20 protein-coding genes are annotated in these 26,747 nt (G+C 56.6%); 10 read left to right on the forward strand and 10 right to left on the reverse strand.

Annotation, left to right across the window (positions count from 1 at the left end):
• Positions 1 to 527 precede the first annotated feature (527 nt).
• From NKH49_RS25975 to NKH49_RS25985, 3 genes are all read left to right on the forward strand, one after another.
• Positions 528 to 1,061, forward strand: a complete 534-nt coding sequence (locus tag NKH49_RS25975; RefSeq protein WP_352639849.1) for a peroxiredoxin — start codon at positions 528 to 530, stop codon at positions 1,059 to 1,061.
• 69 nt (positions 1,062 to 1,130) lie between these two features.
• Positions 1,131 to 2,567 carry an RNA polymerase factor sigma-54 gene (rpoN, locus tag NKH49_RS25980; protein ID WP_352904644.1) on the forward strand — a complete coding sequence of 479 codons (1,437 nt, stop codon included), beginning with the start codon at positions 1,131 to 1,133 and terminating at the stop codon, positions 2,565 to 2,567.
• Between the two features lie 57 nt (positions 2,568 to 2,624).
• Complete coding sequence (locus tag NKH49_RS25985; RefSeq protein ID WP_352639853.1) at positions 2,625 to 3,842, forward strand: MFS transporter; 1,218 nt, start codon at positions 2,625 to 2,627, stop codon at positions 3,840 to 3,842.
• Positions 3,843 to 5,019: 1,177 nt separating this feature from the next.
• Here NKH49_RS25985 and NKH49_RS25995 read toward each other — a convergent pair.
• Positions 5,020 to 7,233, reverse strand: a complete 2,214-nt coding sequence (locus NKH49_RS25995) for an AAA family ATPase (protein ID WP_352928512.1) — start codon at positions 7,231 to 7,233, stop codon at positions 5,020 to 5,022.
• A complete protein-coding gene (locus tag NKH49_RS26000) occupies positions 7,205 to 7,417 on the reverse strand; it encodes a hypothetical protein (protein WP_352639855.1) in 213 nt (70 codons plus the stop codon). Before NKH49_RS26000 ends, NKH49_RS25995 begins: the two co-directional genes overlap by 29 nt.
• A 424-nt stretch (positions 7,418 to 7,841) precedes the next feature.
• On the opposite strand from NKH49_RS26000, the gene NKH49_RS26005 reads away from it, so the two are divergent.
• Together NKH49_RS26005 and NKH49_RS26010 are read left to right on the forward strand one after the other, a co-directional pair.
• On the forward strand, positions 7,842 to 8,606 hold the full coding sequence (locus tag NKH49_RS26005; protein ID WP_352928514.1) for a hypothetical protein: 765 nt from the start codon (positions 7,842 to 7,844) through the stop codon (positions 8,604 to 8,606).
• 74 nt (positions 8,607 to 8,680) lie between these two features.
• Positions 8,681 to 9,232 (forward strand): hypothetical protein, encoded by a 552-nt coding sequence (locus tag NKH49_RS26010; RefSeq protein WP_352928516.1) that lies wholly within the window; start codon positions 8,681 to 8,683, stop codon positions 9,230 to 9,232.
• A 353-nt stretch (positions 9,233 to 9,585) separates the two neighbouring features.
• Here NKH49_RS26010 and NKH49_RS26015 read toward each other — a convergent pair whose 3' ends face one another.
• Both NKH49_RS26015 and NKH49_RS26020 read right to left on the reverse strand, forming a co-directional pair.
• Positions 9,586 to 10,188: a trypco2 family protein gene (locus NKH49_RS26015; RefSeq protein ID WP_352639860.1), complete on the reverse strand. Its 603-nt coding sequence runs from the start codon at positions 10,186 to 10,188 to the stop codon at positions 9,586 to 9,588.
• A gap of 734 nt (positions 10,189 to 10,922) precedes the next feature.
• Positions 10,923 to 12,053, reverse strand: a complete 1,131-nt coding sequence (locus NKH49_RS26020; RefSeq protein WP_352639862.1) for a restriction endonuclease — start codon at positions 12,051 to 12,053, stop codon at positions 10,923 to 10,925.
• A 535-nt stretch (positions 12,054 to 12,588) separates the two neighbouring features.
• Here NKH49_RS26020 and NKH49_RS26025 point away from each other — a divergent pair.
• Positions 12,589 to 13,044 (forward strand): Ros/MucR family transcriptional regulator, encoded by a 456-nt coding sequence (locus NKH49_RS26025; protein WP_352639864.1) that lies wholly within the window; start codon positions 12,589 to 12,591, stop codon positions 13,042 to 13,044.
• 398 nt (positions 13,045 to 13,442) lie between these two features.
• Here NKH49_RS26025 and NKH49_RS26030 read toward each other — a convergent pair whose 3' ends face one another.
• From NKH49_RS26030 to NKH49_RS26040, 3 genes are all read right to left on the reverse strand, one after another.
• Positions 13,443 to 15,326, reverse strand: a complete 1,884-nt coding sequence (locus tag NKH49_RS26030; RefSeq protein ID WP_352639866.1) for a competence protein CoiA family protein — start codon at positions 15,324 to 15,326, stop codon at positions 13,443 to 13,445.
• A gap of 66 nt (positions 15,327 to 15,392) precedes the next feature.
• Positions 15,393 to 15,842: a hypothetical protein gene (locus NKH49_RS26035; RefSeq protein WP_352904637.1), complete on the reverse strand. Its 450-nt coding sequence runs from the start codon at positions 15,840 to 15,842 to the stop codon at positions 15,393 to 15,395.
• 18 nt (positions 15,843 to 15,860) lie between these two features.
• Complete coding sequence (locus tag NKH49_RS26040) at positions 15,861 to 16,574, reverse strand: AbiV family abortive infection protein (protein ID WP_352639869.1); 714 nt, start codon at positions 16,572 to 16,574, stop codon at positions 15,861 to 15,863.
• A gap of 210 nt (positions 16,575 to 16,784) precedes the next feature.
• On the opposite strand from NKH49_RS26040, the gene NKH49_RS26045 reads away from it, so the two are divergent.
• The 3 genes from NKH49_RS26045 (at position 16,785) to NKH49_RS26055 (ending at position 20,100) form a co-directional block, all read left to right on the forward strand.
• A complete protein-coding gene (locus tag NKH49_RS26045) occupies positions 16,785 to 17,606 on the forward strand; it encodes an integrase (protein ID WP_352639870.1) in 822 nt (273 codons plus the stop codon).
• A 16-nt stretch (positions 17,607 to 17,622) separates the two neighbouring features.
• The gene (locus NKH49_RS26050; RefSeq protein ID WP_352928519.1) at positions 17,623 to 18,624 is read left to right on the forward strand and encodes a DUF4238 domain-containing protein; all 1,002 of its coding nucleotides are present in this window, start codon (positions 17,623 to 17,625) and stop codon (positions 18,622 to 18,624) included.
• 174 nt (positions 18,625 to 18,798) lie between these two features.
• Positions 18,799 to 20,100 carry a YopA family protein gene (locus tag NKH49_RS26055; protein WP_352639874.1) on the forward strand — a complete coding sequence of 434 codons (1,302 nt, stop codon included), beginning with the start codon at positions 18,799 to 18,801 and terminating at the stop codon, positions 20,098 to 20,100.
• 611 nt (positions 20,101 to 20,711) lie between these two features.
• On the opposite strand, the gene NKH49_RS26060 is transcribed toward NKH49_RS26055, so the two are convergent.
• Positions 20,712 to 23,030: an ATP-binding protein gene (locus NKH49_RS26060; RefSeq protein ID WP_352639875.1), complete on the reverse strand. Its 2,319-nt coding sequence runs from the start codon at positions 23,028 to 23,030 to the stop codon at positions 20,712 to 20,714.
• Positions 23,027 to 24,487, reverse strand: coding sequence for a metallophosphoesterase family protein (locus NKH49_RS26065; protein WP_352639877.1), 1,461 nt, complete (start codon positions 24,485 to 24,487; stop codon positions 23,027 to 23,029). Before NKH49_RS26065 ends, NKH49_RS26060 begins: the two co-directional genes overlap by 4 nt.
• 478 nt (positions 24,488 to 24,965) lie before the next feature.
• On the opposite strand from NKH49_RS26065, the gene NKH49_RS26070 reads away from it, so the two are divergent.
• Positions 24,966 to 25,589 (forward strand): hypothetical protein, encoded by a 624-nt coding sequence (locus NKH49_RS26070; protein ID WP_352928522.1) that lies wholly within the window; start codon positions 24,966 to 24,968, stop codon positions 25,587 to 25,589.
• A gap of 557 nt (positions 25,590 to 26,146) precedes the next feature.
• Here the strand turns inward: NKH49_RS26070 and NKH49_RS26075 are convergent.
• Entirely contained in the window at positions 26,147 to 26,608 is a 462-nt protein-coding gene (locus NKH49_RS26075) for a hypothetical protein (RefSeq protein WP_352928524.1), read from the reverse strand.
• Positions 26,609 to 26,747: the final 139 nt, after the last annotated feature.

Genomic DNA, 26,747 nt, shown 5'->3' on the forward strand with positions numbered 1-26,747 from the left:
GCCGCTTTGCGCACGGCTGGTCCGATGCCGGCACGCCAACACGTGGCGCTCGCGCAATTGCCGTTTGCCGGTTCTGATCAACATGTGAGTGCCCAAGAGTCCCATCAAAGAGCCACCGAAGCCAAGGTCGGCGGGTCACTGGCAAACTTCGACAATACGCCGAACCAGGTCAGTAACGCGGGTCGCTTGCGTGAAGTCACATTTGAGGCCTCCATACGCGTCCGATATTGGCTACTTCGGGCCCGCTATCACTTTGTCCCGGGCACAAGCGCGAGCGATGGATGCCGCTTCCGGCGCCATAGCCGTGGAAAGATTGCCCCAGCGGCTCGACAGCCTCCACTTGCTCAGATCGATGGCGTTCGGGTGACGAAGACCAGCAGCCAAGACGTTCCCCTACGTCGGGATGGAAAAAGGAGGGTGCGAGCCGCAAGGGCCTCATTTCATGCCCGGCATACGAGCCTTTGCTCGGTATTGCGCCAGCCTCTGCCAGAATCCGGCGCGCCAGTTTTTTCCTGAGGAGCAAGTTGATGACCGTTCAAAAGAAGGTTCCCTTCGTCACCTTTCTCACGCGTATTCGCGATGAGTCAGTCCAGGGCCCAAATCCATATCGCTGGGAAGAAAAGACATCTGACGACTACTTTGCCGGCAAGCGCGTCATCCTGTTCTCGCTGCCTGGCGCCTTCACTCCGACCTGCTCGACCTACCAACTGCCCAATTTCGAAGAGCTCTATGATGAGTTTGAGAAGGAGGGAATTGACGCGATTTACTGCGTCTCCGTCAACGATGCCTTCGTCATGAATGCGTGGGGGAAGTCCTTGGGCCTGCAGAAGGTCGAGCTCATTCCCGATGGCTCAGGCGAGTTCACACGCAAGATGGGCATGCTGGTGGCCAAGGACAATCTCGGCTTCGGGATGCGCTCCTGGCGCTACGCCGCCCTGATCAACAATGGCGTGGTGGAGCAGTGGTTCGAGGAGGAAGGTTTCTCCGACAACTGCGAGGCCGACCCCTATGGCGTCTCATCCCCGCAAAACGTTCTCGAAACGCTGAAAGCCGCCGCATGACCTAGAAAACGTCTCACTGGTGCCATTGCCCGCCCCAAGAGGCTCCTCGACAGGATTATCGCGCTCACCATGCAATCCTCAGCAAGCCTGCTTCAGCGCCAGAAGCAATCCATGGTCGCATCGCCTCAACTCATTGAGTCGATTCGCTTGCTGCAACTGGCGCATACTGAACTGCATCAGTTCGTGGAGCGGGAAATCGAGAAGAATCCGCTCTTGGAATCTGCGTCAAACGATGGCGGGCCTTTTGGCGATGTTTCGATTTCGGGAGCGGATCAGCCTGTCGGCCCACGCGCAAACGCCGTTGACGGACCGACCGGGGCCGGGTCGCCTGAACGGCTCGGGCAATGGAAATCACTTCGCAACACGACCAACAACCCGCCGGGTAATGGCCCTTCCCTCGACGAGTTTGCCACCCTCCCCGAAACATTGCACGACCATGTCGCTCGTCAGATCGCCCTCACCGCGTTCACACCACAGGAGCGGCTGATCGCTGGCCAGCTTGCCGCCGATCTGGAAGACACTGGCTATCTTCGGGCAAACCTTTTGGAGCTGGCCGAGAGCCTGAATGTCCGGGAGGCTGATGTGGAACGGGTTCTCGGAGCCTTGCAGCACTTTGATCCACCGGGAATTTTTGCGCGAACTCTCGGAGAATGCCTCGAAATCCAGTTGCGCCAGCGAGACCGGTTCGACCCGGCAATGGCAGCTTTGGTTGCCAATCTTGAAATGCTTGCGCGACGTGATTTTCAGGCACTGAAGCAGCATTGCGGCGTCGATGAAGACGACCTTCTCGACATGATGCATGAGATTCGGGCGCTCGATCCCAAGCCTGGAAATCGATTCCAATCCGGTGCGTCTGAATCAATCATACCCGACGTCTGGGTCACGCCCTCGCCGGAAGGCGGGTGGCAGATCGAACTTGATCCGGCCACACTGCCCAAGCTGCTGATCAACCAAACCTACTATGCCGAAGTCTCGCGTCAAACTGTCCAAAATTCGAAAGATCAAGCATTTCTCAACGAATGCTTGCAAAACGCGAACTGGCTAATCCGCAGCCTCGATCAGCGCGCCAAGACGATTGTTAAGGTTGCGGCTGAAATCGTGCGCCAGCAGGATGCCTTTTTGGAACATGGCGTCGCCCACCTGCGGCCTCTCAATCTCAGAACCGTCGCTGACGCGATCGGCGTGCACGAGTCGACGGTAAGCCGGGTGACCTCGAACAAGTACATGCTTACCCCGCGCGGAGTCTTTGAACTGAAGTATTTTTTTACCGTCGCGATCGCGTCCTGCCAAGGCGGCGATGCGCACTCCGCCGAAGCTGTCCGCCATCGGATCAAAGCGATAATTGCCGCAGAATCTCACGGGGACGTGCTTTCCGACGATGACATCGCTGTTCGGCTGAAGGAAACCGGCATCGATGTTGCGCGCCGCACCGTCACAAAATATCGCGAGGCAATGAACATCCCCTCCTCCGTGCAACGCCGCCGGGAAAGGCGCTTGTGTTTTTAATTTGGGTCAAGGCAGCCAACATCATGTTGCAGGGCATCCAAAGTGGAGACTTCGTTCATGACCCAATCCGCGGCAGGCGTCGTGGACGCTGTTCTGCACGACCCAGAAAGGCCCGACCAACCGTCTGGTCCCGCCTGGGGTGCGGTAATTTCGCTTTCCTTGGGCATCTTCGGGCTGGTGACGGCAGAGTTTCTGCCTGTCAGCCTGCTCACGCCGCTCGCGCATGATCTCGGTATCACCGAGGGTGCGGCTGGACAGGCGATGACGGCGACCGCTATCGTCGGGGCGATCTCGGCGCCGACGGTGGCCATCATCACAAAGCGCCTGGACCGCAGGATCGTCATGTGGGCGATGACGCTGCTGCTGATACTGTCGGACGTTCTGGCGGCCGGCGCGTGGTCGCTGGCGGTTCTCCTGACTGCACGCGTCGTGCTCGGCATAGCGCTCGGAGGCTTCTGGTCGGTGTCGGCAGCACTGGCGATGCGGCTCGTTCCAAGCCACCTCCTGCCGCGCGCCATGTCGATCATCCTCACCGGCGTTTCCGTCGCTACCGTTTGCGCAGCTCCAATCGGCGCCTATGTCGGCGATATCTGGGGATGGCGAAGCGCCTTCATGCTCGCCGCGGTCGTCGGCGCCGCTACACTGCTGGTGCAACTCATAACCATTCCGAGGCTGCCTCCGGTTGGAGTGGTTAGCTTCCGCAGCCTGCTGCATGTGGCCAAGAATCCGATGATCAAGGTCGCGCTTTTGGTGGTCCTGCTGGTCGCTTCCGGCCACTTCGCCGGCTTCACCTATATCCGCGCCTTCCTCGAGAAGGTTCCCGCGCTCGATGTCGAGACGATCTCGCTAGTGTTGCTTGCTTTTGGCATCGGCGGCTTCTTCGGCAATTTAGCCGGCGGGCTTCTGGCCGAGTACAGTCTCAAGGCAGTCGCGGCCCTGGCACCGCTGCTCATAGCGATATCCGCTGTCTCGCTGCTGACGGCGGGATCATCGGCCTCGGCCTCGGCGCTGGCGGTTGCCGCGTGGGGCTTGGCCTTCGGCGCGGTGCCGGTGGGATTGCAGACGTGGATGGTGCGGGGCGCCCCTCCTGAGCAGGTCGAAAGCGCCGGTGTGCTGATGGTCGTAGCGTTCCAAGTGGCAATCGCAGCCGGCGCCATTTTCGGCGGACTATTGGTGGACAATGCCGGGATTACCAGTGGCATTGCCTACAGTGCTATTGCCACGTCCCTCGCCGCCCTGACAGTATTCCTGCTAGGCCCGAAGCGCGAAACCTAGACCGCCTGACAGAAGAGGCCTCACCAGCGCAACGGGACGAGAGATGCAATCGCATGCACGGCGCGGCGCGATTACGCATGGACCAGCGCAAGCGCCTCGCCGGCTTCACCTCCGGGTCATGGCGACCTTCGCCGCCAGACACGCGAACCTCGCCGGCACCGGTTTCCATTTGGCGACGATGACGCTGCCAGCGCGATGGAACCCTTGCTGGCGGTCATATCCTTCACGACAAGCCGGCATTCTGGGCGAGCGACAGCTACGCGCCGGCCTTGCCCGTCAGAACGCCGGCGAAGATGCCGCACGATAGCGCAGACAGGTCGCGAAATGCCAGTGGTGTCAACGGCGGCCGTATTGTCGTCGATCGCGCGAAGCCCTAGGCCGACGCGGGTGCTAAACAGCACCAACCAGGCAGATGGCATCATTAGGACGCGACATAGACCAGCAGTGAATGTCTTTGCGTCCGACGAAGGAATGCCGCTCGACCACCACAACATTCTTGCGCGCGTCTGGACGCCCCTCCTCGTTGGTGCTGGGCTATTTAGTTTTCACCCCGTCAGGCGCGATGCTGACGGTGCTCCAATGAAAATCGCCAAGTACAATTTTCATGCGCTGCGTCATGCGGCGGCGAGCCTCTTCATCCAACAGAAGCTCTCGCCGAAGCGTGTACAGACGATATGGGACACAGCTCGATCAGGGTGACGTTCGACACTTATGGCCATCTTTTCGAAGATGACGCCGCCGATCAGACGGCAGTCTCTGAGATCGAGGCTCGACTGCTTTCCTAACGAAGGCTGCAACACGGCTGCAACACGGCTGCATTTCCTAGCAAAAACAACGGATAGATCCGTCTCTGCCTCCGTTAGTCCTGGTTCGAATCCAGGTTTCCCAGCCAAATTGGATGCCTCGTCAGCGACACATCCCCACGAGCTTGTGCAGCTGCCGCAGACGCGGCCGTTTCGGCAAGTAAATCAAACGGTTGCCTGAAGACCGCGCGGACCTCTCCGCCACTCCATTCGCAGTTCGATGCGCGACTGCGGCTATGGTGAAGCGGCAGCTCGCCGGCAAGGAGAAGGCATCATGATTGTCATTCCAGCGGGCGTGAAAGTGCATCTGGCGCTCGGCTATACCGACATGCGCAAAGGTCTCGACGGTCTCGCCACGCTGATCCAGGAACAGCTCAAGAAGGAGGCGTTCCCGACGATCTTATTCCACAATGCGGTTCCCGGACCGAACGGCTTGAGGTTTGTAGTAACCGACTGTCTCTTCGTGCGTCAGTGCCACGCTGTAACTGGAACAGGCTGATGCCCTGATGAAGATATCGCTCGCCGAGATCCTTCCAGGTCTTCTGATCTTGCGTCAGCACGATCACCTGCATGCCGAGATTTGCGAGCTCCTCGATCACCATGGCGTTGAAGAAGGCGCGGTAATCCTCGTCGCTCGACAGGATGGGATCGTCCAGCACGACGAAGCCCGCCTGCTCGTTCACCGCGCGGGCAAGGAATAGCGAAAGGCCAAGACAGTGAAGCTGCGACATACTGAACACAGCGACGACATCGCGGAGCTTCGGGTTGCTGCGGTCTGGCGCTACCGAAAGCCCTGCCTTGAGATCGATGGTGCGGCGCGCTCCGGGCCGCTGCTTCACGCCGTCGAAAAAGCTGGGCTCTTCCGGCCCCAGGATATCCCACCATTTCTGAACGCCGTCGCTGAGATCGCCGAACTTCTCATTGAGGACAGCCTCGTTGCCCTTGTCGATCTGCCTGAGCGCCTGCGCAAGCTCCTTCGCGGCTTCCGCATAGGCGGTGCGCTCGATCATGGCTGAGCGCAGGGCCGCCTGGTCATCGGAAAGCTCGATCAGCTCCGGCCACCCTGCCGTCTCGCTTTGCGCGTCGACGACGGCTTGCAGCGCCGAGCGAATCTTCTCCTCGGCAATGCCATAAGCAGCGAGCGCGACCGAAAAATCAGCATGGGCTTCGGCGATCGCCTCAAAGCCCTTTTCGATCGATGGGCAGTCATCAAACCCGTCCATGTCCGCGGCGAAGGATTTGACGAGCCCGCTTGTTCCGCGCAGCGCCGCCAGGACGCGGCTCCTTGCGCGGGCGAGAGCCCTGAGAGACGACAGCCAGGCGGCTACATCCGCGTCTCTGTCCGCGCCGAGCAGTTCCCGAATCCGTCCGACGCGAAACCCCCGTGACCGCCGGGACTTCGAGGAGTTGGTGATGAAGGCGGGCAGCGCGTCGGCAAGCGCGGTCGCAAGACTGGAAAGGCCGGTCATCATCGTGCCGAGAGCGTCGCGACCATTCTTTAGGGCCTTTTGATACGCCTCGGTGTCAGCCACGCGCTCCCGCAGCAGCGCAACCCTCTCAGGGGTCAAGCTGTGATCTGCCGCGCAAAGCGGGCAGTCGATGGGATGCTCCGCCTCGTGCACGGAAGGTAGGGCGAGCGCCTCGCGGAATAAATTCGCGAGGCGGCGCGCTTCCGTGTCAACCTTGCCACGCTCCTCCACGAAGTCATGCAGGCTCTGGGTCTTTTCCGGCGCGGGCGTGGCCCATGCGGGCAGCGGCTTGCGGTCAAATCCCTTCACCGGGAACGTCGTCGCCTGCTTCTCGGCAAGCAGCGCGACGACACGCGCCTTGCGCTCCTCGTCGCCGGCGGGCGCGGCCTCGCCTTCCGCCTCAATGAGACCTTCAAAGGCCGCCGAAAACGCTGCCGTAAGCTCGGCCTCGCCTGGCACCTGCAAAAGAAACGGCTTCAGGCGTTGCGCCGCTGCCGGAACGGAAGCCGCGAGCGTGAACTTGCCAAGCAGCGGATTCTCGGCAAGCACAATCTCCTTTTCAAGCGCCGCCACCTGGCCGCGGAACTCGTCAAGGTCCGTGACCTCAAGCAGCGCCTTGAAATAGCTCGCCCTATCCTGGGGCTTCGCCGAAAACACATAGCCGAGCGTATGCTGCGCGAGAACCGGCGCGCGCAGCGGCGGCTGCGACAGCCGGATGCCGAGCGCGGCAAGTCCTGCCTCATCGCCCGCCTTGCCGTCGATGGTCACCGCCGTCGTGCAATCCTGCTTCTTGCCGTAGTCGGCCTCGAGTATGCGCCTGACGACATGCTCCTTGCCGTCGATGCCAAGCATGGTCGCCTCCACGAACACATCCATGCCGAGAGGGAGATGCGCGTTGCGCAATGAATCGGCGAACTCATCCTGACCGCTCGCCATGAGGGCGCGCCGGACGATCTCGCCGGTCAGCAAAAACTCGACCGCCTCCGCGAGGCTCGTCTTGCCCTGGCTGTTCGGTCCCCAGATCGCCGCCAGCAGCGAGGGGAATTCGAGCGTTTGAGCGTTTCGCCCGAACGCCCTGAACCCCTGAATCTCAAGCTTGTTGATCTTGCACAGGGTCATGCTTGGCTTTCAGCGCGTCAATCCGGTCAAGCACCGCCTTGCGCAAGAGCGGGCGCGGGTCGCCATCGCCAGCCGCGATGCAGGCGGCAACCAATGCTGCGCCAAGGCTGCCTTCTTTCAAATGCCCCTGCAGCCGCGAGAGATTGCTCTGCGGCATTTCCTCTGACTGTTCTTCCTCGCTCACGCTATTTCCCCAAGCCCGTCTTCTATCTCAGGACCCCTGTTGTGTTTCCGGAAGTATATCACCAGTCGTGGAGATCGTGAACTGCAACTCGTCTTTTGCGATTTCATCCCCTTTTCCTGCTTCGTGCGCGTCCCGCACGTCCTTCTTTTCTCGGCTCCTTCGCACACTCGTCACCTCGAACCCGCAAGTGCATGGCACTCCTCCACTCCGTTCCACCCGCGAGCGACGCAGCCCGCTGCCCAGGCGCGTTGCATGCTCGTACCGGCACTAGCGATGCAAGCAGCTCGGCAAGTACACACCGAAGAGCTTAGGCGTCGCGAGCGGGAGAACCGAGAGCACCTTCGAAGTAGTGACTTAAGCGCAATCCTTGACGCACTCCGATATTTAGCTCATCCTACACATTAAAACGTAGGAGGAGCGAGGTTTGTATCACGATAGTTCGCTGATAGATTTATCCGAAAGCAGAATTAAGTGGACATCTTCGGCAAACGATTTATTCATTTTATTTATAGATAGAAGATATAAGACAAATTCCGCATCGGAATACACAAGGCACGGACTGTCCCGTCGTATTCAAGCTTTAGTGCATTCGACCGATCGGGTGTTTGCAACAATCTCACCCAGCTCCGAAGAATCGCCGACTGAGGAGATACGTCATGATGCTGAAGCCTTTATTCAATCGTTCCTAGTCAATGTCTATGGGGCCATCGACAACATGGCTCGCATTTGGTGCGTGGAAACCGATCTCCGGAATGCGAAGGGCGTCCCCATTTCGGATGGCATGATTGGATTTGGTCCGAAGAACGTTCGGGTAAGAGAGAGCCTGCCCGACGAACTTCGAGAATATCTAATTAACTGTGATCCGTGGTTCGCGTATCTAGAGAACTATAGGCATGCGGTGGCGCATCGAATTCCGGTCTATATCCCCCCAGGAACCCTGACTGATCAAGAAGCGGAAGAGTACCGCCGTATAGAAGATGAAATTGGTAAGGCGGTGCGCGAGAGGAATCTTGAACTAAACGGGAAATTGACGGCGGAGCAAAAAGCACTCGGCACCTTCAAACCTTTGATGATGCATTCCTATGGCGAGAACGCCCGACCTGTCATGATACATGGGCAGATGATCAGCGACCTTGCTACGGTCGTAGAGATTGGGGAGTATCTATTAAAGGCGTTGCCCAATCCGTAACGCGCTCGGCGCTCGTCCCGGCGTATCGTTGTCCGGATATGGCGCTGAGAACAGAGAGCTAGGAGAGACGAAAGATGACTATTGCCTGCCTTGGCTGGGGATCGCTGATCTGGGACCCAAGGGAACTGCCTATTCAAAGGCAATGGTTTGACGATGGCCCTTTCGTCAAGATCGAGTTTGCACGCCAATCAAATGACGACAGAATTACTCTGGTGATCGAGGAAACCGCAACGCCCGTCCGAACTCTCTGGGCCGTTATGGATGCGACAGGTGTGGAAATTGCCAAAGAGGCGTTGCGACAGCGCGAGGGGAAACCAATTAAGGATCACATCGCCCACTGGCAAACTGGAGAGAACACGCCTGCAGCTATCCCTCGAATAGCTGAGTGGGCGGCGGCTCACGGTATAGACGCTGTCATCTGGACAGCCTTGCCAGCAAGGTTCGCCGCTAAGGACAACCGAACGCCAACAATCGATGAGGTTCTGACCCACTTGCACAGCCTGGAAGGCAACAAGCGCGACAATGCTGAACGCTACATTAGGCTTGCGCCACCGCAGATCGATAACTACCGCCGCAAAATCGAGGCCGAGCTGGGTTGGACCCAGTTGGATAAGTGGCCGGCCTAATCCAGCAGAGTTCAACGATTTGGATTAAATAGCCAATCGTCTGCCGAGACGCCAAGCACGCCGCGATGCGTTGGTTGCCTCGAAGCTGCCATCGCATGTGCCGGCCTCGATTCTCGAAGTACTTGCCGTTAAAGGCGCGTTAGGTCGTCCCGAGCGCGGCGGAGTCGGCCGAGAGCAGACTGGCAACTTTACTGCAATCCGACTTTCAGCATAACCCGACACTAGCTAAGCCACGGGAGGCAGCCAGATTGCGGACGCAGCTCCGGGATAGCCCAATATGTCGATTTCAGTTGTTAGAAGACCCGCCCGATAAGTTTGTGAAGCTCTTCAAGGCGGCTCGGAAATTGCCGACCTTACTCGGTCTGTGGCGCGACATCGAAGCATCCGAGACCGTGCGGTGTGCTGCATCCTTTTTTGGGCGGCTGTGGAGAAGGCGGTGTCTCGATCCTTTTATTCTCCACTTTCTTAGGAGGCGTTTTAAGGGGCCCGAGTTTGGCTTTTGAGGGCTTCCCCTTTGGAGGCCCATAGGACACTCCGTCAACGACGACAGTTGGATATTTCACTTTGTCGCCGGGTGGTTGAAGCGTTATCTGGATGGTCTGGACATCATTCCTGGATTGCATGGCTGAGACGTCGCCGCCAAGGAATACAAAGTCAAAGGTGGCGCCGGCATTGCCGGATTTTACCACACCGAAATTAGCCTTCAACTGCAGCGAGTCGACGACTCCATAAGGGCTGAACTTCGCCTGCACGTTCAGCTGCTCAATGCTCCGGGATAACCATTTTTCGAAGCCAAGACCGGCACGTACACGTGCGGGGATGGCGCCACACACCGCTGTATCCCTATAGTGCAAGCCGATGGTTGCATCGATCGTCGTTGTGACGGTGTTGGTCCGGGTAATGGATGCCCCAAACTTCGGCAAAACGCTTCCTGTGCCACCTGAAAATGCGAACACGAATGGTCCCGCCTTCTCGGCGTTCAGATTGCCTCCGAATGAGGACGTGTCGACAAATGAAAGGTGTATTCTATGGACGCGACATTCCCTTCGAGCCGCGGATACCCGCTTCCCTTCTCCTGTTGCAGAGAAAGGGCCAATGCGCATTTTACTGCCCCGGTTATTTCAGAGATCGCCACAAGCTGGCTATCGACTTGATATGAGGTTGTTTGTGATCCCGTGATGCAACCGGACAGAAGCACTACAGAGGACGCAGTTGCGATTCCACGCTTCAACATCAAAAATGCCCCCCCCAAACTAATTTACCTTATGCTTATATACGATCTTGAAACAGTAACAAAGCAGTGATGATTCAATTAATTCCAAAATGAAAGCAGACAAGGCTTGAGGTTTTACGCGCCATACCTCGACAGCAGAGCATCACCAGAGCGATGTCCGCTTCACCCTGTCTGCGTTGCCGAGCAGGTTGTACCACGTCGCGATTCACCAGCACCAGGCACCAGGCACCAGGCAGTAATGACGGAATTCAATCGGCGGGGTTACTCGTCACCAGAATGTTGTTGAAATACCTTGCCCTGTTTGTCGATACGCTGCGACGGATCGTCAGCGCTAGTGGCGCAAGCGGCTGTCAAAGGACGGTGAACAATTTTGCCGGCGAGCCGAGGGCTTTTGCCGGATTGTAGATACCGACCAATTCGCGCAAGCCTTTGAGATGTTCCGCGTTTTGATGACGCCTACAAGGTCGAACGACGATTGCTTCCATAGCCACTCAACCATTGGACGACATTTCCGTAGTCCTTCAGGGAAAGGCGGTATTGATTTCGTTCCTGGAACTCGCTCGCCCCCCGCGTGAAACGCGACGTCGTAACTAACATCGCACTCGTCGCGTTGAAGTCGCAAAGCGTCCCATATAATTGCCGAACCAAGCCAACCTCGACGGGGTTGTCGATGCTATATCGCTTCGCCTCCACTAAGCAGAGCATCTTGCCATGCTTGGTCTCTGTGGAAGCCAAGATGTCCTTACCGCCATCGTTGGATCGAGGCGTCAACTCGACGTCATAACCCATGTCCTCCATGAGATCGGCGATGATCTCCTCGAACTTCCGTGGATCAAGTTCGTAAAGCCCTTTGGGCTCCTTTCTAAGCCTTTCGATTAGGATTTCGTTTGCGCTGATAATTCGCGGCTTGGCGGCGATTATCAGTCGCTTGTCGGGAACTACCAGGCTCCGCTCTTGGCCATACAGCTGCCCTCGAATGAGCTGCTTTATCTCACCATAGCCCTTTCCCTGCGTGAGCTGATGGAGGAGCACTAGCGCAGCAGGAACGCCCTTTGCCGCCGCAAGAACCTCGGACATCTCGTCCGAAGGGAAATCGATATGAAGGCCATGACGGATTAGCTCCCGGGCCTCTGCGTCGCTCAACGGTTTGAGCTCAAGCTGCCCGCGCGTTAACTCTCGCTCAATGGGCGCCCGGCGTGCAAAGATGATCGCCTCAAGCCGCTTCGAGTTTAGAAGCTCTTTCGTAACTTCCATTATTGTTGCTGGCGAAAAAGCGTCCGCGTTGTCGATAGCGAGAATGCTTGGAATTCCCTCGTCCCTGTCTTCAGGCGTATCGCGTAACAAGGATCCGGTCTGACGAAGCTCGCTTAAGCCGGCACGAATTTGCCGGTAGGCCTCATCTGGATCGTCGCGAAGTGTCCAGATGCGCGGTGGTGGATATCTACGAGTGGACGCCGCGAAATAGTGGAGTAATGCAGTTTTGCCGATGCCTGCGGGGCCATGGACTACTATAGGTCGATGTGCGCCGGCACGACTGTTTTTTTGCAGCCATTCCCATTCCTTATCGCGCCCAATGAAGACAGGCACGCGAAAAGGTGGCTCCAATTCGCCCGAATCTCGCAAGTCCACAATTGCCCCCAAATCCGTTCCTGATGGTGCCTGACAAGTTTACTGAATCCTGGCGGGTAAGTGTAGGCATAGAAAATCAAGCGACTCCGTGCCGCTTCGCGGGCGGTGGCGAATGTTCGTCGGCGATCGGCAACGCAAAGTTCGCAGTTTGCCCCAGATCCAAAGAGCTACGAACGTCATGTCCCGCCCTATTTTATGCCGAGCTAACCCTGACGCGATGAGGTGATGTCGCCATGCTCCAACGCGTGAACGATCAAGTTTGCCTCACGATGGACTAAGGCATTCCGACCTCTTCAAAAGTACAAGCAATTCAGCTGGCGGCGCGAGGCACCAAGTTCGAAAAGCTTCCAGGACCCCAGGTAAGCTAGATGCCTATGGACCTTGGCCCTGAGAGTGCCATGCCACAGCTAGTGGTAATGTCTCGGCATCGCTCAAATTGCGGTATATGACAGATGCGCGGGCCGAACTGCGAACGTACTCTAGGAGCGAATAATTGAGCGATCAAAACGAACCCCAAACGGTCGATCTAGTCGGACTGACGGCGGACATTGTCTCTGCCTATGTCAGCCAAAACCCACTACCCGTTGCTGGGTTGCCGGATCTGATCGCTTCGATTCATTCGTCACTGACAGGCCTTGGTCAGCTGAATGTGGCGGAGCAGCCGAAACAAGAGCCGGCCACAAATCCGAAACGGTCGGTAACGGCGGACTACATCATCTGTCTCGAAGATGGCAAGAAATTCAAATCAGTGAAACGGCATCTTGCGGTGCACTACGGACTCAGTCCGGACGATTACCGCGAGAAATGGGGATTGAAGCCGGATTACCCGATGGTTGCGCCGAACTATGCGGCTCAAAGATCGACGCTCGCTAAGGCGGCGGGGCTTGGGCGCAAACCGCAGCCGATCCTGGCCAAAAGCGGTCCTGCCAAGAGCAAGTCGAAGACTTAGTGACGGCGAACCTTTGGAGCGTCTGACCTAGGACGCTCCGTTTTTCGACCAGGCGTGGGCACGTGCCGGACCCAGCTACATTATACCTAGGGATCGTCAACGAGGTTAACCCTCCCGACTGAGCGTCGCCGATAGCGGAAAAGCGCTTCTTCAATAGTGGGTTTCACGATGTAGCGGTCTCCCGCTGCCACTACACTCTTCACTGAAATCAATGCGGCGTGTCTGAGAAACGGCGTGAGACAGGTCACGCCGCTGACGCTGATTTAAGCCGCTTTACGGCAGTCTACGAGGACGGACTGCTCAATCCTAACGCAGGTCACTGGCCCCAGGTGAAATGAGCGCAGAAAAATGACCGAGACTCCTCCCAGCCATGATTTTTTACGGTGGTGATCCTATGATCAAAACGGTCCGCCGAACCCCCTCTGCCATTCAGCTAGCTTCCCGAGCGCCTTCCGGTAGGTGGCGTCATCTCGGACGTACAAGAGCGGCGTTGTCCGCTCTAAGTCGTCATCCCGGCCGTTAAGGAAAGCATCGACATGCTTCGCTGACAAAGACTGCTTGGTATCGGCAGTGATTTTCTCCTGACATCGCTTGCGCTTGACATCGGCGGAGAGCACGCCTCGAGCCTTGGTCAATCCCGACTCGCTATCCTCCGCCGCTTCCAACGGCGACATGCCGCTCAGATCGTCGCGTTTCGCGTTCAGAAAGGCCCCAAGATTGGGGCCGCTCAGTTCCGTTTCAGCGTCAACGCATAGCCGGTCCCGACGCGATTGCCTAAGTCGGTTGGCTTCCTGAATCTGTTTCTGCCGTAGCCCTTCGGCCTGCTTTGATCTCTGAGCCTTGCAGCGCTCGATTGCGCCTCGAATAGGCAAACCCAACGCCGCATGTGGGATCGCGCCGCTCTTTCCGAACATCGCGACAACGGCGTCTATTTCGGCGGCGATCTTCGGCGCTTCGACATCAGACTCGATCGCGGCCCGATATGTCATGTTCGTCTCCGTGTGGATAGAATCCAGCCACGACTCGCCGGTCATGTCCCCTCGCTCTTCGGCCGGAAGCTCGGCTAAGATCCAATCGACTGCTTGCACTGCGGCATGCACGACAGCGGTTCTCTGTGTCTCTGCCAGCGTGCGCGCGGTCCACTTGTCCGCAAGGGACCTCTCCAGCGTCACTCCGTAGCCTTGCTGAACGAGAACGCCCTTTCCGAGCAGGTTTTGCAAATAGTTGTCGATCGCCTTCCAAGCGGGCGCGAAGCGAGGTTCGGCGACAGCGACACCGTTCGCTACTTCGGTAGTGACACGCTGAAATTGCGGGCGTATCAGCGCGCTCTTTTCCAAATGCTTGGCGATCGGCACTGCCTTGGCAGCTGCGCTACCAAGGCATTGGTCGTGAAAGACTTCCGCTAAGATTGTCGCCTGCCATACCGCAGGGGGGACAGTGAAACACGCATAGCCGGCGACCTCGATACCAACATGCTCGGCGAGTCCGATTGCTTTGAGTTCTGCATCACGCGGAACAGCAATCTTCTTTCCGGCCAGTTGTTTCAGCCCATCGACATAGGCGCGCGCCAATTCATTTGCCCGCTTCTCATGCCTGGCCTGATAGTCGGCGAACCGCTTTTCCTGTGCAGCCTGCCATGTCTCTTCGTCGGCGCGGGTCTTCGCCAACGCTTTGTCGATATCGGGATGATAGAGCCAACACCGTGGCGCGGATCGAAGCACCGCATCCGCGATCTGTTCACGTGTCGAGTCTCGGGGCAACTTTGACAGGTCGATCTCGACAGCCATGACGCCGTGTTTCCGAAGGCGTTGAATCTTTGTTTCGTCGCTCGCATGGGTGACCGCGACTTCAACAAAGAGGTCATACCCTAGCGCCCGAACATAGAGGTCCGGGATAACCGTCTTCGGGTCAGTGAACTCGATTCGAAGGAATTGCGTCGTGACCTGCTGACCCGGCTTCGTCACGACGTTGCCCTTATTGAGCCCAAGGCGTTTCGGCAGGAGTAGCGACGGGTCTGCTCGAAACACCTCCTTGGCAAGGAGATGTAGAACGGTTTCAGGACCGCCCCCGCACGCGTCGCCACCGTCGTGCCCGAAGTGCGGCACGTTCTCATCACCCTTGCGAGCCACCAACCGACCGCCGCAGGCAGGGCAATTGCATCCGCAAGCAATGCCGCGCTGAACCTCGCTGATATGCGCCAACGTGCGGTCCGGCCTCATCCCATAGACAAGCTGTGCACGATCGGTGCCGAAAGATATTCTCGCATTTTCGTGGTCGTCCACCTCGCCTCCGGTTTGCACCGTTGAAGAGCCAGGACGCTCGGCAATGCTGCCTGACGACCGCCGAGCCTATTCCTGTTCTCGCTTCGCCTCCAAAAGGAATGCTGTCGCCACAGCGGTCATTTTGCTAGCGGCCTGCCATGCGTTGAAAAGTTCGCCATGTAAAACTTCAAGATCAGCCACCATCGCATCGCGGCCTTCATCGGTCTGAATTTTGAAGCCATGGGACTCATAGAACCGATGGAACAGCCTGTTTCGAGCTTCGGGTGCAGACGCGAAGCGATCCACCAAACCATAGTCAAGACTGACACAATTCTTCAATATGCCTAACAGCTGGCCCAGTGTGCTGCGGTCAATGTGGTCAAGGAGCTTTCGCGCATCTTCGGGGTCAACCTCATGGTGCCAACCGCGTTCAAGGCCACGGGCGCATAGGAGCAGCGAACCAAGGTCGGTCTCGAATAGCTGCGCCGCTTCCGCTGCTATCCCGAATTTCACGTAGAGTTCGTCGCGTGTTGCCATCTGGGTATTCAGCCGTGTCTAGATCGGTGGGCGATGGCCGAAGAGCATTCTTAGCGCCGCGACGGTCGTTTCATACCGCATGCCGGACGCTTTGCCAGCCATCGACTCTTTGACGAAGTAGCAATACCGACTGGCGCGCTCGGCTTCGTACTTGACCTCAGCATCCATAACCTTGTGGGGCGTGCTACTGGTCGAACCGTCAGGATTAACGCGCACGTATAGCGCATCCTGTTTCCGTCGATCGTGCTTGCCAGATGCCACTTTGCGAGCCGCCTGGCTGTAATTAAGGTCTCCATCCGCGTAGCCGCCCATTCCGGTTTCCCATCGAGCGACTTTCTCATATCGTAGCAATTCGAGTGCGCTGGCGATGTCGATCGGGAAATGATCATCGCCCATGTCGAAGTCCTCTGCGATCATTCGCCGGGCGTCTTCGATGTCTTCCCAATGCATGATCATGTAGTCCATGAGCATGCCGACCAACTGCTTGCACGAGTGGTCGTTCATCGCCCTCAGGATCGGCCGCGAAAGCGGAAAGATGCCGATCGATACCAGAATGAGCATGAAGGCCTTCGCGAGCTCTTCCTGTGCAATTAGGATCAGATAGAGTCGTGTCGATTTCAGCTTCTCGAACTCGAACATGTCAGCGTCAGCAAGCAGACGCTCGGCATTCTCGACACAGGCTGCAATTGTTTTAGTCAGCGTCTTCGGCGACGGTACAATCAAGCGTGACATTGGACGACTCAGCGGAGGTTGCGCGAGGATAGCAAAACTATTCGCTAAAGCCTCGCACTTGCTCCTGACCCGCTACTAGCCTCGCGCCGAACGGATCAGGGCATAGCCAGTCGCCGAAAGAGCGGCTGCGACCTCTTTCAGAGCCAGAGCGCGGCGGCGTCGCTCGCCCTTTCGTTTGCAGGGGCATTTGCGCTGATATTGAGAAGGTTGATGGCTGTGCCGGACGAATTCACCTTAAAGCGCTCTGAAAAACTCATCCGATTCTACACGCAATATCGTGCGCAACTCGACGCAACTCCGATTGGCGGACGCTGGATGCCCTATCGCTGGTGGAGCTTACCCAATCCAATGAGTGCGAGGTGGATGCCCTATAACGAGATGCTGGCTGAATATTCGGGCGAGCTAGCGAACAAGATCAACGACCTGACACACTATGCGCATCGCCTACGGACTTGGGCCGCGGTTCTTGCTCCGCTCTCCAACGAAGATAAGCACGATTTGACGCACGAGTTCATTGACATGCTTGGGACCGTCGCGCTGGGGCTCCCATACGCGCTCAAATCCCGTTTTACCTTCGCTGCGGGGCACCTATGCCACCAGGCTAATATGACGAAGATCTCTGATTGGAAAGATGATTTTCCCACCGCAAATCTCTATCTGAACGATATCGAACCCTATTGCCGCGGATGGAGGAAGTACCGCAGGTTCAAGCTGAAGATCGAGCCGATCGCCGGTAGCGTTTTCAAAGAACAAACTGATGATTTTCGCAACACTTACAACCACGGTTTCTCGGCCAGATTCGTGCTTGGCATGACCCGGCTTGTGGGCCGGAAGGTCGAGAAATCGGGGCGCATTCTATACGGCATCGGCGGCAGCCCGGCGCTTGATCTTGGCGAGATGGGAAACCTGCTTCAGAAGGAGCGTGACATTTGCTATCAAGCATTCGACGCTTTCCGAACGCTTGTGAATGAGCAGACCGAAGCGATTGCGGCTTTTGAAGCAGCCGAGAAAACATTCAACTCAGCACCCTGACCAGTCGCACAAGACAATGAAGAGCACTCCGAAACGACACCATTGGTGGCCAACTTGTCATTCCGAGCTATGGGTCGATGGTGAGGGCTGCATCACGATGACCAATGCGGCGGGTGAGATAAGACGCACGCAGCCTGTGAACACAGCCGTCATCGGCCACTACAATTCAATCTGGCGGGCAGACGGTACACGCGACTCGACGCTAGAGACCTTCTTCGCGAACGAGGTCGAGGGACCAGCTGGTCCGGTGCTTGGCCGGCTTGCAACGCAGAAGAGACGAGATTATCAGCTCGAACAGAAGTATGACAAGTCGTTTCTCCGAGCGGAGGGTAAGAATATCAAGCGGGACGGCTTTGTTCCGGATGAGCGGGCTTTCTCGGCCGTCCTTTCACCAGGCGATCGCTGGACATTGTCGCGCTATATCGCATCCCTCATGGTGAGAATCCCGAGCTACAAGGACGCGCTCAATTCCAACCACATGGTGCAGAATATTGCCGCAGTGCTGGGCCTAAAGAGCGACGAAGCGAGATTTGAGACAGATGCTCTTCATGTCGGGATTATACGCGAGCATCTTGAGGACTATGCGGGCCGTATTCACAAATGCGCCCTCATCCTGATCGATGCGCCGGATGAAGAGGAGTTTGTTATCGGTGACACACCGGTGATACCGGCCGCTCTGGGGTTTGGCGAAGCAGAGGCCGTGTGTCCCATCTCACCAAGGAGGGCATTGCTGGTCATAAATGGGTTTCGCGCTCCGTTTTCTGACAGGATCGCTGTCTTCCGCTGTCTGCGGCGCACAGTTCGTGCGTTCAATAGGGCAATGGTGCAGAATGCCGAGCGCGAGATTTTTAGCCGTTCCCCGGTCTCAGCGCTGTTCGTAACCAAGAACCTTGGCACGCGTCGAGCGCGCCTTGTGCCAACCGTCATCACAGCGGCGCGGGGCGATCGCTCCGGACGAGGACCGATGTTGGATCGACGTGCTGTTCGCCGAACGGCGACCGACGTGGATGCAATCTAAGGCAACTATCCCTGTGTAATGCGCTTGCAACGAATGAGTGATGATCTCTTTGCCACTATGATCGTTCCGGCGGGCATGGAGGTGCATCTGGCGCTGCTTCATCTGCGGTCTCGACAATCCCGGTTTGCCTGACCCTCCCTAGACGACGATCGTGCCCACCAGCTATGTTGCTAGATGGTAGATTTGATTGCTCCGAAATACGCTGCTGCAACTGCTAATACTGCAATTGATTTGGGCAGCGCACCTGTCGAGCTCCGAGCCGGAGGGATAACCGTTGCCAGCTCCGGTAACGCTCGGCTTAAATTGACCGACAAAGAACGTGTGCTCGTCGAAGTTAACACGAGCCTCGATGGGTATCGACTTAGTCAAGATCCGCGTCTTCAGCTAAGATTCGGGCCGCATGGTCGGTTCTTTCCGGTGCTTGTCACTAATTCGCAAATAGGCACTGCAGGTGCAAAGCTTTGGTTGATGGCGAACGGTTCAGCATTCACGCAGGTTCGCGACCGGCGCGTACGCCTCTCATCCGCCATCGTTCATGTTCTTAACTTTCCCGAGTTTTTTTGCCTTGGTGCCCAGAGCGACCTTCGCCAATCAAATCAACGGCTGGGGTGCGTCGTCCTGCGAACCCTGGATTGGGAGATAGAGCTTCAGGCGCTCCCCTCAACTCGCAAGATCATCGAGCAGCTAAAGGCTGAAGGAGGCAATGCGATCACCCATGTTGCGCGCATAGTGCACGCAGATCGCCAGTCATTCACATGCGGGCAGCTCGAAGCGATAGTTCACGATCTGCACCGTTTCCTGTCCTTTGCGCGCGGCGCATGGACGTCGCTCTTCGGGATCGTCGGTTATGACCGGGACGGTCAGGAACACTATCAGAATTGGGGGCAACGCATCGCTGCTCCTTGGCAATCTTGCCCAAGCTGGTTTGACATCCACCACGGCGAATGTCTGGCAGCGGCCTTTCCCGGCTTTGTGGAGCTACTTCATGACCGGTCTCTCTCAAGAGCAGGCTCTGCCGGCCTCCATTGGTATCTTCGGAGCAACCGTGCAGGCGAAGGCGCCGGCGTAGATGGGGGTCTGGTACTTTCACAAGCCGCTCTCGAAGGCCTATCAATGTCGGTGCTGACCAACGCTGGCATCACCCTTCCAAGGGCTGCAAATGCAGCAGACAAGATTCGGGCAGCCTGCCAGCACTTGAAGATTCGGACTGCCATTCCGCCCTCGAGCAAGCGATTGCGCCGTTGGAAAAGAAACGGCGCGTTCGCCGACGCCCCAGAGGCAATAACGAAACTTCGCAATGAACTCGTGCATCCCAAGCGTATGCTTCCCGGGAAATTGCCATCCGCCATTCCGGAGGCTTGGCACCTCGCACAATGGTATATTGAGGTGATGCTGCTCAGGCTTTGCGGGTATCGAGGAGTCTATTCGCATCGCCTGATATCGAAGTGGGTTGGAGAGGTGCGGCCATTCCCGTAGTGGGGAAACTCATGTGCCCCGCGTTTGTAGATATCCTGGGTAGCTGGCGGTCCGAGCCGCTGTGCAGTGCGCTCCAACTATCCGGCCGATCGATAGAGGGAATGTTTGGTCGGCGCTTCCCCAAATAAGCAATAGAGGCTGCGCTGCGTTGCCCTGAACGCAAAAACCGCCCGGTTAGACCGGGACGGTTATTGATTTATGATAGAATTGGTTGCGGGGACAGGATTTAATCTTAACTTGCGATTTCCGAGCACCCCAAAACCGTTACTCAAGCTTCTGGTCGCCGAGAACCGCATCGGCCTTTTTCGTAGCGCTGCGTAAAGTTGGCATCTTAATTCCGCACATCAACCGAGGACTCAACCCTCACCAGGTTTGCAGCAACACGTTGCCCATAAAACGCCTGATCTGCCAGATGGCTGCACCACCGCTGTCATGTCGCTGGCGATCTGAGCATCAAGCCGGTAGGAAACTATCAAGCCGAGGACATCAGCAGGGCGTATCTTCAGATTCGTATTGCGGTAGCCACACGTCCAAACAGGCAGTTCCGGTGGCGATCAGCGGGTCTTCCTGCCAAAAGTCCGAGGCCCTCAATTGATCAAAGCCATCGCGCCTCACATGCCCGCACTTAAAATGTCGAAGCGGACAAAAAATTCTTTTGGCGTATCGCCAACCTGGAAATTTTCCGTCAGGACGTCTGGAATGGGGATGAAGACCCGACCATCAGTGACGATCGTCGTGGTCGGGAACATCGAACCGCCGGTCTTAGATTTCTCTATCTGTCCCTGAAGCTCGATGTCGTAGTAAAGACTCAGTGTTTCGGCTCCTTCCGTAAAGATATAGACAACACGCTGCCCGCCCCAGATGATCCGCGTCGAATGTGGACGTCGGAAAAACTCTGCCTCACTCTTCATCAGCTTGTCGGAGAGACCGAGGAACATCGTGAAATTGTTGAGCATCGGATAGTGTTCGCTAGTGGTCAAAATTTTCATTTCTGACTTGACCGTGTCCCTGATGATTGGCGGTGCGGCATCATATTCGCCGTCAGCAACCGCGTTATCCAACCACGGAAAGTACAGGGGCACCTCCTCGATTCCAGGCAGCTCAGTTTCGATACGCCCAACCTGTTCGGCCGAAACTCTCTGACTTTGGGGCTTGCGCTTGAGCCTTGCCTCTTGGATCACCCGGGCAAAGCTCTTATCGCCAGCCAGTTCTTCACCCAGAATGCCCTCGACTTCTCCCCGCTCCGACAGTTCATAGCGGTATAGTTCGCGGTTTTTGAGCAGCAACTTATGCAAGGCCTCTACACCGCCCTTAGTGGAGCTCGGCACATAAGGTTGGATCGAGGGATAGATGTTGACCCTCACATAATCCTTTATGAAGGGGTCAAAGAGCTCATAGGCAGTCTTGTAGACACCGAGCACAGGAACGATAGACGCGCTGGTCTTGGAAATCGAAACCTTGAGAACCTCGTCGACTTTCTCGACCAGCACGGTCACATTATGAGAAATGTCGGCAAACCGCACTTCGATCGACGGCAAGAGGTAGTCATCGCGGATCGTCGAAGCGACTCTGAGGATGAAAGCAAGCTCCGAGAGACTGAGCTCGTCCCTAGCGTACGTCCTGGTGATCTGAGCGGAAGCGGGAACAGGCTTAATCTTAAGGATCTCAGAAATATAGTAGGTCTGGACTCGCCGACGTGGATTGTTCTGAGACACTTGCAGGACGGTGCAGCTCTCGTTAGCAAAGGTGTTTATGACACCTGAAACGGTCCCAGAATAGTATAGATAGTTATGATCACTGATCGTTCTTTTCAACTGTCCCAGGGATATTGTTTGGTTACCGGGGTAGGCGCCAATCGTAATGTTGTCCGCAAGATCATAACGGTTATTGGGAATAATCCAGCTCAGAAAAGCATTGCTCCGATCCGCCATTGACGACCGGCCTATCGCCTCCGAAGACGCATATTCGGCAAGCGTAATCAACCTGTTGACCTGTTCGATACTGTCACGGCTAAGAGCTTCGCGCCCGGCTGTCGGATGCAGGAAGCTGAGGTTAGCAACCCCCCCAAAACGATAATGGCCAGCCGCAGGCACGGGAGCTAAGCCGAAAAAAGAGCGCAAGCCCATCAATTGACCGCTGCCCTGCAAAAGGACCATGGAACCGTCGATATCCTGCCCACCAATCTTTATGTCGGCGACATGGACAAGGACCTGTGCGTTGGGATCGACGCTCGTCGTAAAGGTGGCTGTGGCCACCTTGTCGGTCCATGCCTTTGAACCAATCCGCGAAAAACTGCGGCTATCGACGAAGCTGTCGATTTTCTCGCCACTGATCAACGTGTCGTTGACAAAGACGGGAACCGGCAGCATGCGAACATAGGGGCGAAGGTATGCTATTGCTTGCGCTTGCGAGATCACGTTCTGATCGTCAAGGGTCGCCCTAATCGTCGTCCCGAAATCATGATTGCTGCCCGTTGTCTCGAAACTTATGCACTCCTCGCCAATCTTGAGGGATGCCAGCTCAGCAACACTTCGTAGCACCTTTTCCTGTCCGACCGCGCGCGTGACAACCTCTAGGGCAGAACACACCCCGAAATTCGCCATCGCGCCGATGCCGAATGTTCCAACGACGCCGGCCTTTCTAGCGGTGTCAGAGCGCTTTCCGCTGGAGCCTGCCTTCCAAAAATTTTCACGCAACGTTTCCTCGCTCATCCCGATGCCGTTATCGGTGATCGAGATCGTTTGCCCTTCGATTGCAACGAAGATCTTCCCGCCCTCCTTGAGCGAACCATCAGCGGCGAAGCGCTGGCGAACGGCGTCATAGGCATTCTGCAAATTCTCGCGCAGCATTGCGAATGGCGAATCGTAGATTTCGTTGGCCAGGATCGCCAGAACCCGCGAGGTGTCGACCTGGAAGACAATACCACTCATTTGCCAAACCTTCTTTTCAAGCGTGCCTTGACGTCCTTCAGACTTGCGTCCGAATGATTGGCGACGATTTCGAGACTGAGAAAACGCTCCACCTCACGCGCACTACCGCTTTCCATTAACGCGGTACCAAACATCACAGCTTCGGTGGCGTTTTCTGGCTCCGACAGGCGCTCGATAGTCAGAGCGCTGTCGTCGATATGCTGCAGAGCCTCCACGAAAAGGCGCCTTGCCGTCGGGTCCCGAGCGATAGGTGCCAATTCGTCGATGACATCTTTCCACCTTTGCTGCCCAAGCAGGTCGGACGCCCGCTCAAGGATCAGTTCCACGTCGAGCGCTGCAGGTCTCTTCTGGACAGGAGGGCTGAGGTCAAAATCCAGAAATGACCCGCTGGCGTCAAGGAACCGGCCAGCGGCCCATATCGGAATGTTCTGCAACTGATTGACCATCTGCCTGGAATGAACGCGCCCGACAGCAGCATCCGTATCGATCTCGACGATATTGTAGCCTCTGGGGATGCCGGGACTGAGGTTTGCCGGACCTGCGCAGAGCGTCCCGGCCGCTATCACCGTCATCTTTCGTGGTGCGTCGCCCAGCCGGTATTTCTGATCGAAGCAGTCCGTGCGATGGCGATGACCATGAAAGCCGATCGTTACACCAGCGTCGATGAGATGCTGCACGAAACCCGCATCGAGAAAATCCTCATGGCCTATGCCGCCGGCAATATCGTGGTGCCAACTGGCAGCCAGATACCAGCCTGCTCGCGACGGACTGCGAAGTTCGCTACAGGCGTCCATCAACGCGCCTGGATGAATGGCGCCCACACGGTTCATCGGATCATTGCGAAAACAGCTGTTAAAGGCAGCAAGGCAAAAGCTGTACTGCGGAAAATCGAAGATATCGAACTGCCGGGACGGATCCAACAGATAGCTTCGCGCGCCCTCGTAGAAGCGCTCATATAATCGCGCAAATTGCCCTAACCGGTTATCATAGATCGACTGGTCGTCGATCCGGAAGAACTCCAGCCTCGACCATGACCATCGCAGTTCACTGTTGGGTGAAAAAAGCTCGGCGACCAGTTTGCCTTTGGGCCCAGCATCATCCGGAATCGATTGGAAGCTGCCAGAGCGGATAACTTCGCTATAATCGACATCGTGGTTTCCGGGAAGGATGACAACGCGTTTGCGATCGCTCGCAAAAAACCGATCACAAAGTCCGACAAGAAACTTAAGGGCCTGGTCATATTGGCGTTCCAGTTCAGCGGCTGGGTTTCCTGTTGTTGGGGAAACTCCATAGACGATATCCCCGCTGACCACACAAAGATCAGGAAGGCGAATAGCCGGATCCTCAGTCGCAAACCGGCGAAAATCATTCGCAATCGTGTCCAACAACACGTCAGGTAGGATCTCGTCTTTCAGGTTTTGATGGAGGTCAGAGATGTGCAGGATCGAAAACTTCATGCCCCCTCTCCGAGCATTCGGAAGGATCCGGTATTTCGACAAATTCCCCGGGAGATCATCAATATGGTGTCGTCAGTCACCATGTCGAACACCAGTTCTGAGACTTCAAAACAATCTAGGTGGTCGATTTCACTTTCGCTGTCCGTCCACATACTCGCCCCCGACAAATACAAGAGAGCATCGTCGCATGGAGACGCGCGGTCAAGTTGCAGTTCCAAGGTGCGCGCCTCGAAAACAGGCCGCGCTCGAAGTGTTCACAGATATTCTTTAGGATAGGGAGAGTGTGCTCGATCTGAACTCCGAACAGCGTTAGCCCCCTCCTCGCGTCGGCGTCAACGACGAGCGATGATGTCGGGCGTACCTTGGTCCAGTGCGACCATTCGCCGGTGAGATTCTCGGGGCGGTGAGGACGCGGCCGTTCGACGGTCGATATTTCAGGAGGAGTTGGGTTGGCCAGGTCGTGCACCACGTACGATTGGTGCGCCAGGCCATCTCAGGCCATCTGCCCGGGCGGCTGGCGGTGACGATTTTCCCAAACGCGAACGGCCCGCACGAGGCGGGCCGTTTGGGGGCGAGCAACCATCTCAACTTGCGATCGTCACAACTATCCAATGCGAAAATCGAGCCCAGCTATTTCACCGCAAGCGATGCAGCGCTTCAAGAGGATTTAGAAACCAAGCGGATGACCGCAGCGGACCTGATCCGAATGCTGGTTAGAGAGATCATCCTGACGCCAGAGGATGGCGAACTTCAGATCGACGTCCGCGGCGACTTTGCTGGAATCCTTGCGATATCGCTCAAAAGCAAACGGCCCGCCGGGGGGCGGGCCGTTCGCAAGTTGAGATTGTTGCGGGGACAGGATCTTGAGCCTGCCGAGCCTGCTTGCGAAGCCCGGTCAACAGACGAACTCGGTTGCAGCGCTGTATTGGCGGTAGCCCTCTTCCGACTCGAACCCCCAAGTAAGAGCTTCGATCAAGTTTGCACCACTGCGGATCCAGACCCGCCAACTTCCTTCATGAGCGCTCGCAATTCAGCTGGAGGCGCAAGGCAGAAAGTTCGAAAAGCTTCCAAGAACCCCAGCCATTGTTTATTTATTGTTTAAAATCAGCCACTTACACAGAATTCAATTTCCTGATGTAAGGCAGTCTAGGTCACCTGTTTAGGTGCCCTGTTCCGCCGAGCGGGCTATCACTTTTTCGTCGTCTTTATGACGGGCGGTGTCGTCATCGTTGTGCCAGCCTGTTCTTTGCTGCCTCGATGAGTCGGCTTGGAGCTTACCACGACAATTTTCTTCATCGAACGTCTTTCGGTTGTTGGACATCTAACGTTTTGTCGGTCGAGGCTGTGGTGGCGGACCTATAGGGGTTCCTGTTCCCGGCGTCGGCCGTGAAGGAAATGGCGTCGGCCTAGGTGGTGGAGCAGCGGGACGTGGGGGCAAGCTCATGCTACTTCCCTGTCGTAGTTGGTGTTGTGGCAACTGGAGAGGAAACCGGAGCGGCTGGCGCTGGAACTGCTGCGGCTGGACTTGCTGCGACAGGCGCCGAGGTCGGGACCGACGGTCGCGATACGGGTTGACTGGGCATGAGTGCGCCGTGTGTCGATATCTCCAAATTGGAGACAACGGCTGTCGCGAAAGGATTCACTGTCGGCTTGGACATCTCAGGGCACCATTCCGTTTTTATAAGCGAAGACTAGAAGACAAACTGCACCCGTGGCGAACAAAATACCAGATGCGGAATTCAATATCCTCGTCAATTTGTCGCGAAAATTCGAATCCGTTCCCTCCCAATCTTGCTCCTTCATGCGCCTGTCCATATGCGCGATTGCCACTTCAGCAGCCTTGGAACTGACATAGTAAGAGAGAACATTCATGAGAATCGCAACAACGAACAATATCCATGACCAGACCAGAACTTGATTAGCAACGATGTTTTTTGGATTCGGTATGCTCTGCAAGACGACAAGAGAAAATGCCAACCCCCCAGACGACAGAGTTAATATTGACTTGTCGAATGCTGATGATTGCTGAACGCGGATTTCGTCTAATCGATTCCGGTGAGCATAGTATGTCTCCCAATCCATGCCCGCCGGAGGTTCCGATGTTTCGGGGGTGTCGCTCATCTCAGGCGCCTAACACGAGTGATTCGCAGCTACCTTAGTCGAAAAGGTCGCGTGGCGCTTAAGTAGGTTCGGCTGCGCTTCGCACAGGCAGATCATAGCGGACGTCATCGACGTCTAGCGAGGCGCATGGATGTTCCGT

This window comes from Mesorhizobium sp. M1088 (assembly GCF_040318575.1).
In the GTDB taxonomy this organism is placed as follows: Bacteria; Pseudomonadota; Alphaproteobacteria; order Rhizobiales; family Rhizobiaceae; genus Mesorhizobium.

Coding starts and splice junctions, on each gene's coding strand:
- rpoN (WP_352904644.1), top strand. CDS start 1,131: ATGCAATCCTCAGCAAGCCTGCTTCAGCGCCAGAAGCAATCCATGGTC.
- NKH49_RS25975 (WP_352639849.1), top strand. CDS start 528: ATGACCGTTCAAAAGAAGGTTCCCTTCGTCACCTTTCTCACGCGTATT.
- NKH49_RS26035 (WP_352904637.1), bottom strand. CDS start 15,842: ATGGCAACACGCGACGAACTCTACGTGAAATTCGGGATAGCAGCGGAA.
- NKH49_RS26065 (WP_352639877.1), bottom strand. CDS start 24,487: ATGAAGTTTTCGATCCTGCACATCTCTGACCTCCATCAAAACCTGAAA.
- NKH49_RS25985 (WP_352639853.1), top strand. CDS start 2,625: ATGACCCAATCCGCGGCAGGCGTCGTGGACGCTGTTCTGCACGACCCA.
- NKH49_RS26055 (WP_352639874.1), top strand. CDS start 18,799: ATGGTAGATTTGATTGCTCCGAAATACGCTGCTGCAACTGCTAATACT.
- NKH49_RS26060 (WP_352639875.1), bottom strand. CDS start 23,030: ATGAGTGGTATTGTCTTCCAGGTCGACACCTCGCGGGTTCTGGCGATC.
- NKH49_RS26045 (WP_352639870.1), top strand. CDS start 16,785: ATGGCTGTGCCGGACGAATTCACCTTAAAGCGCTCTGAAAAACTCATC.
- NKH49_RS26050 (WP_352928519.1), top strand. CDS start 17,623: ATGAAGAGCACTCCGAAACGACACCATTGGTGGCCAACTTGTCATTCC.
- NKH49_RS26075 (WP_352928524.1), bottom strand. CDS start 26,608: ATGAGCGACACCCCCGAAACATCGGAACCTCCGGCGGGCATGGATTGG.
- NKH49_RS25995 (WP_352928512.1), bottom strand. CDS start 7,233: ATGACCCTGTGCAAGATCAACAAGCTTGAGATTCAGGGGTTCAGGGCG.
- NKH49_RS26010 (WP_352928516.1), top strand. CDS start 8,681: ATGACTATTGCCTGCCTTGGCTGGGGATCGCTGATCTGGGACCCAAGG.
- NKH49_RS26040 (WP_352639869.1), bottom strand. CDS start 16,574: ATGTCACGCTTGATTGTACCGTCGCCGAAGACGCTGACTAAAACAATT.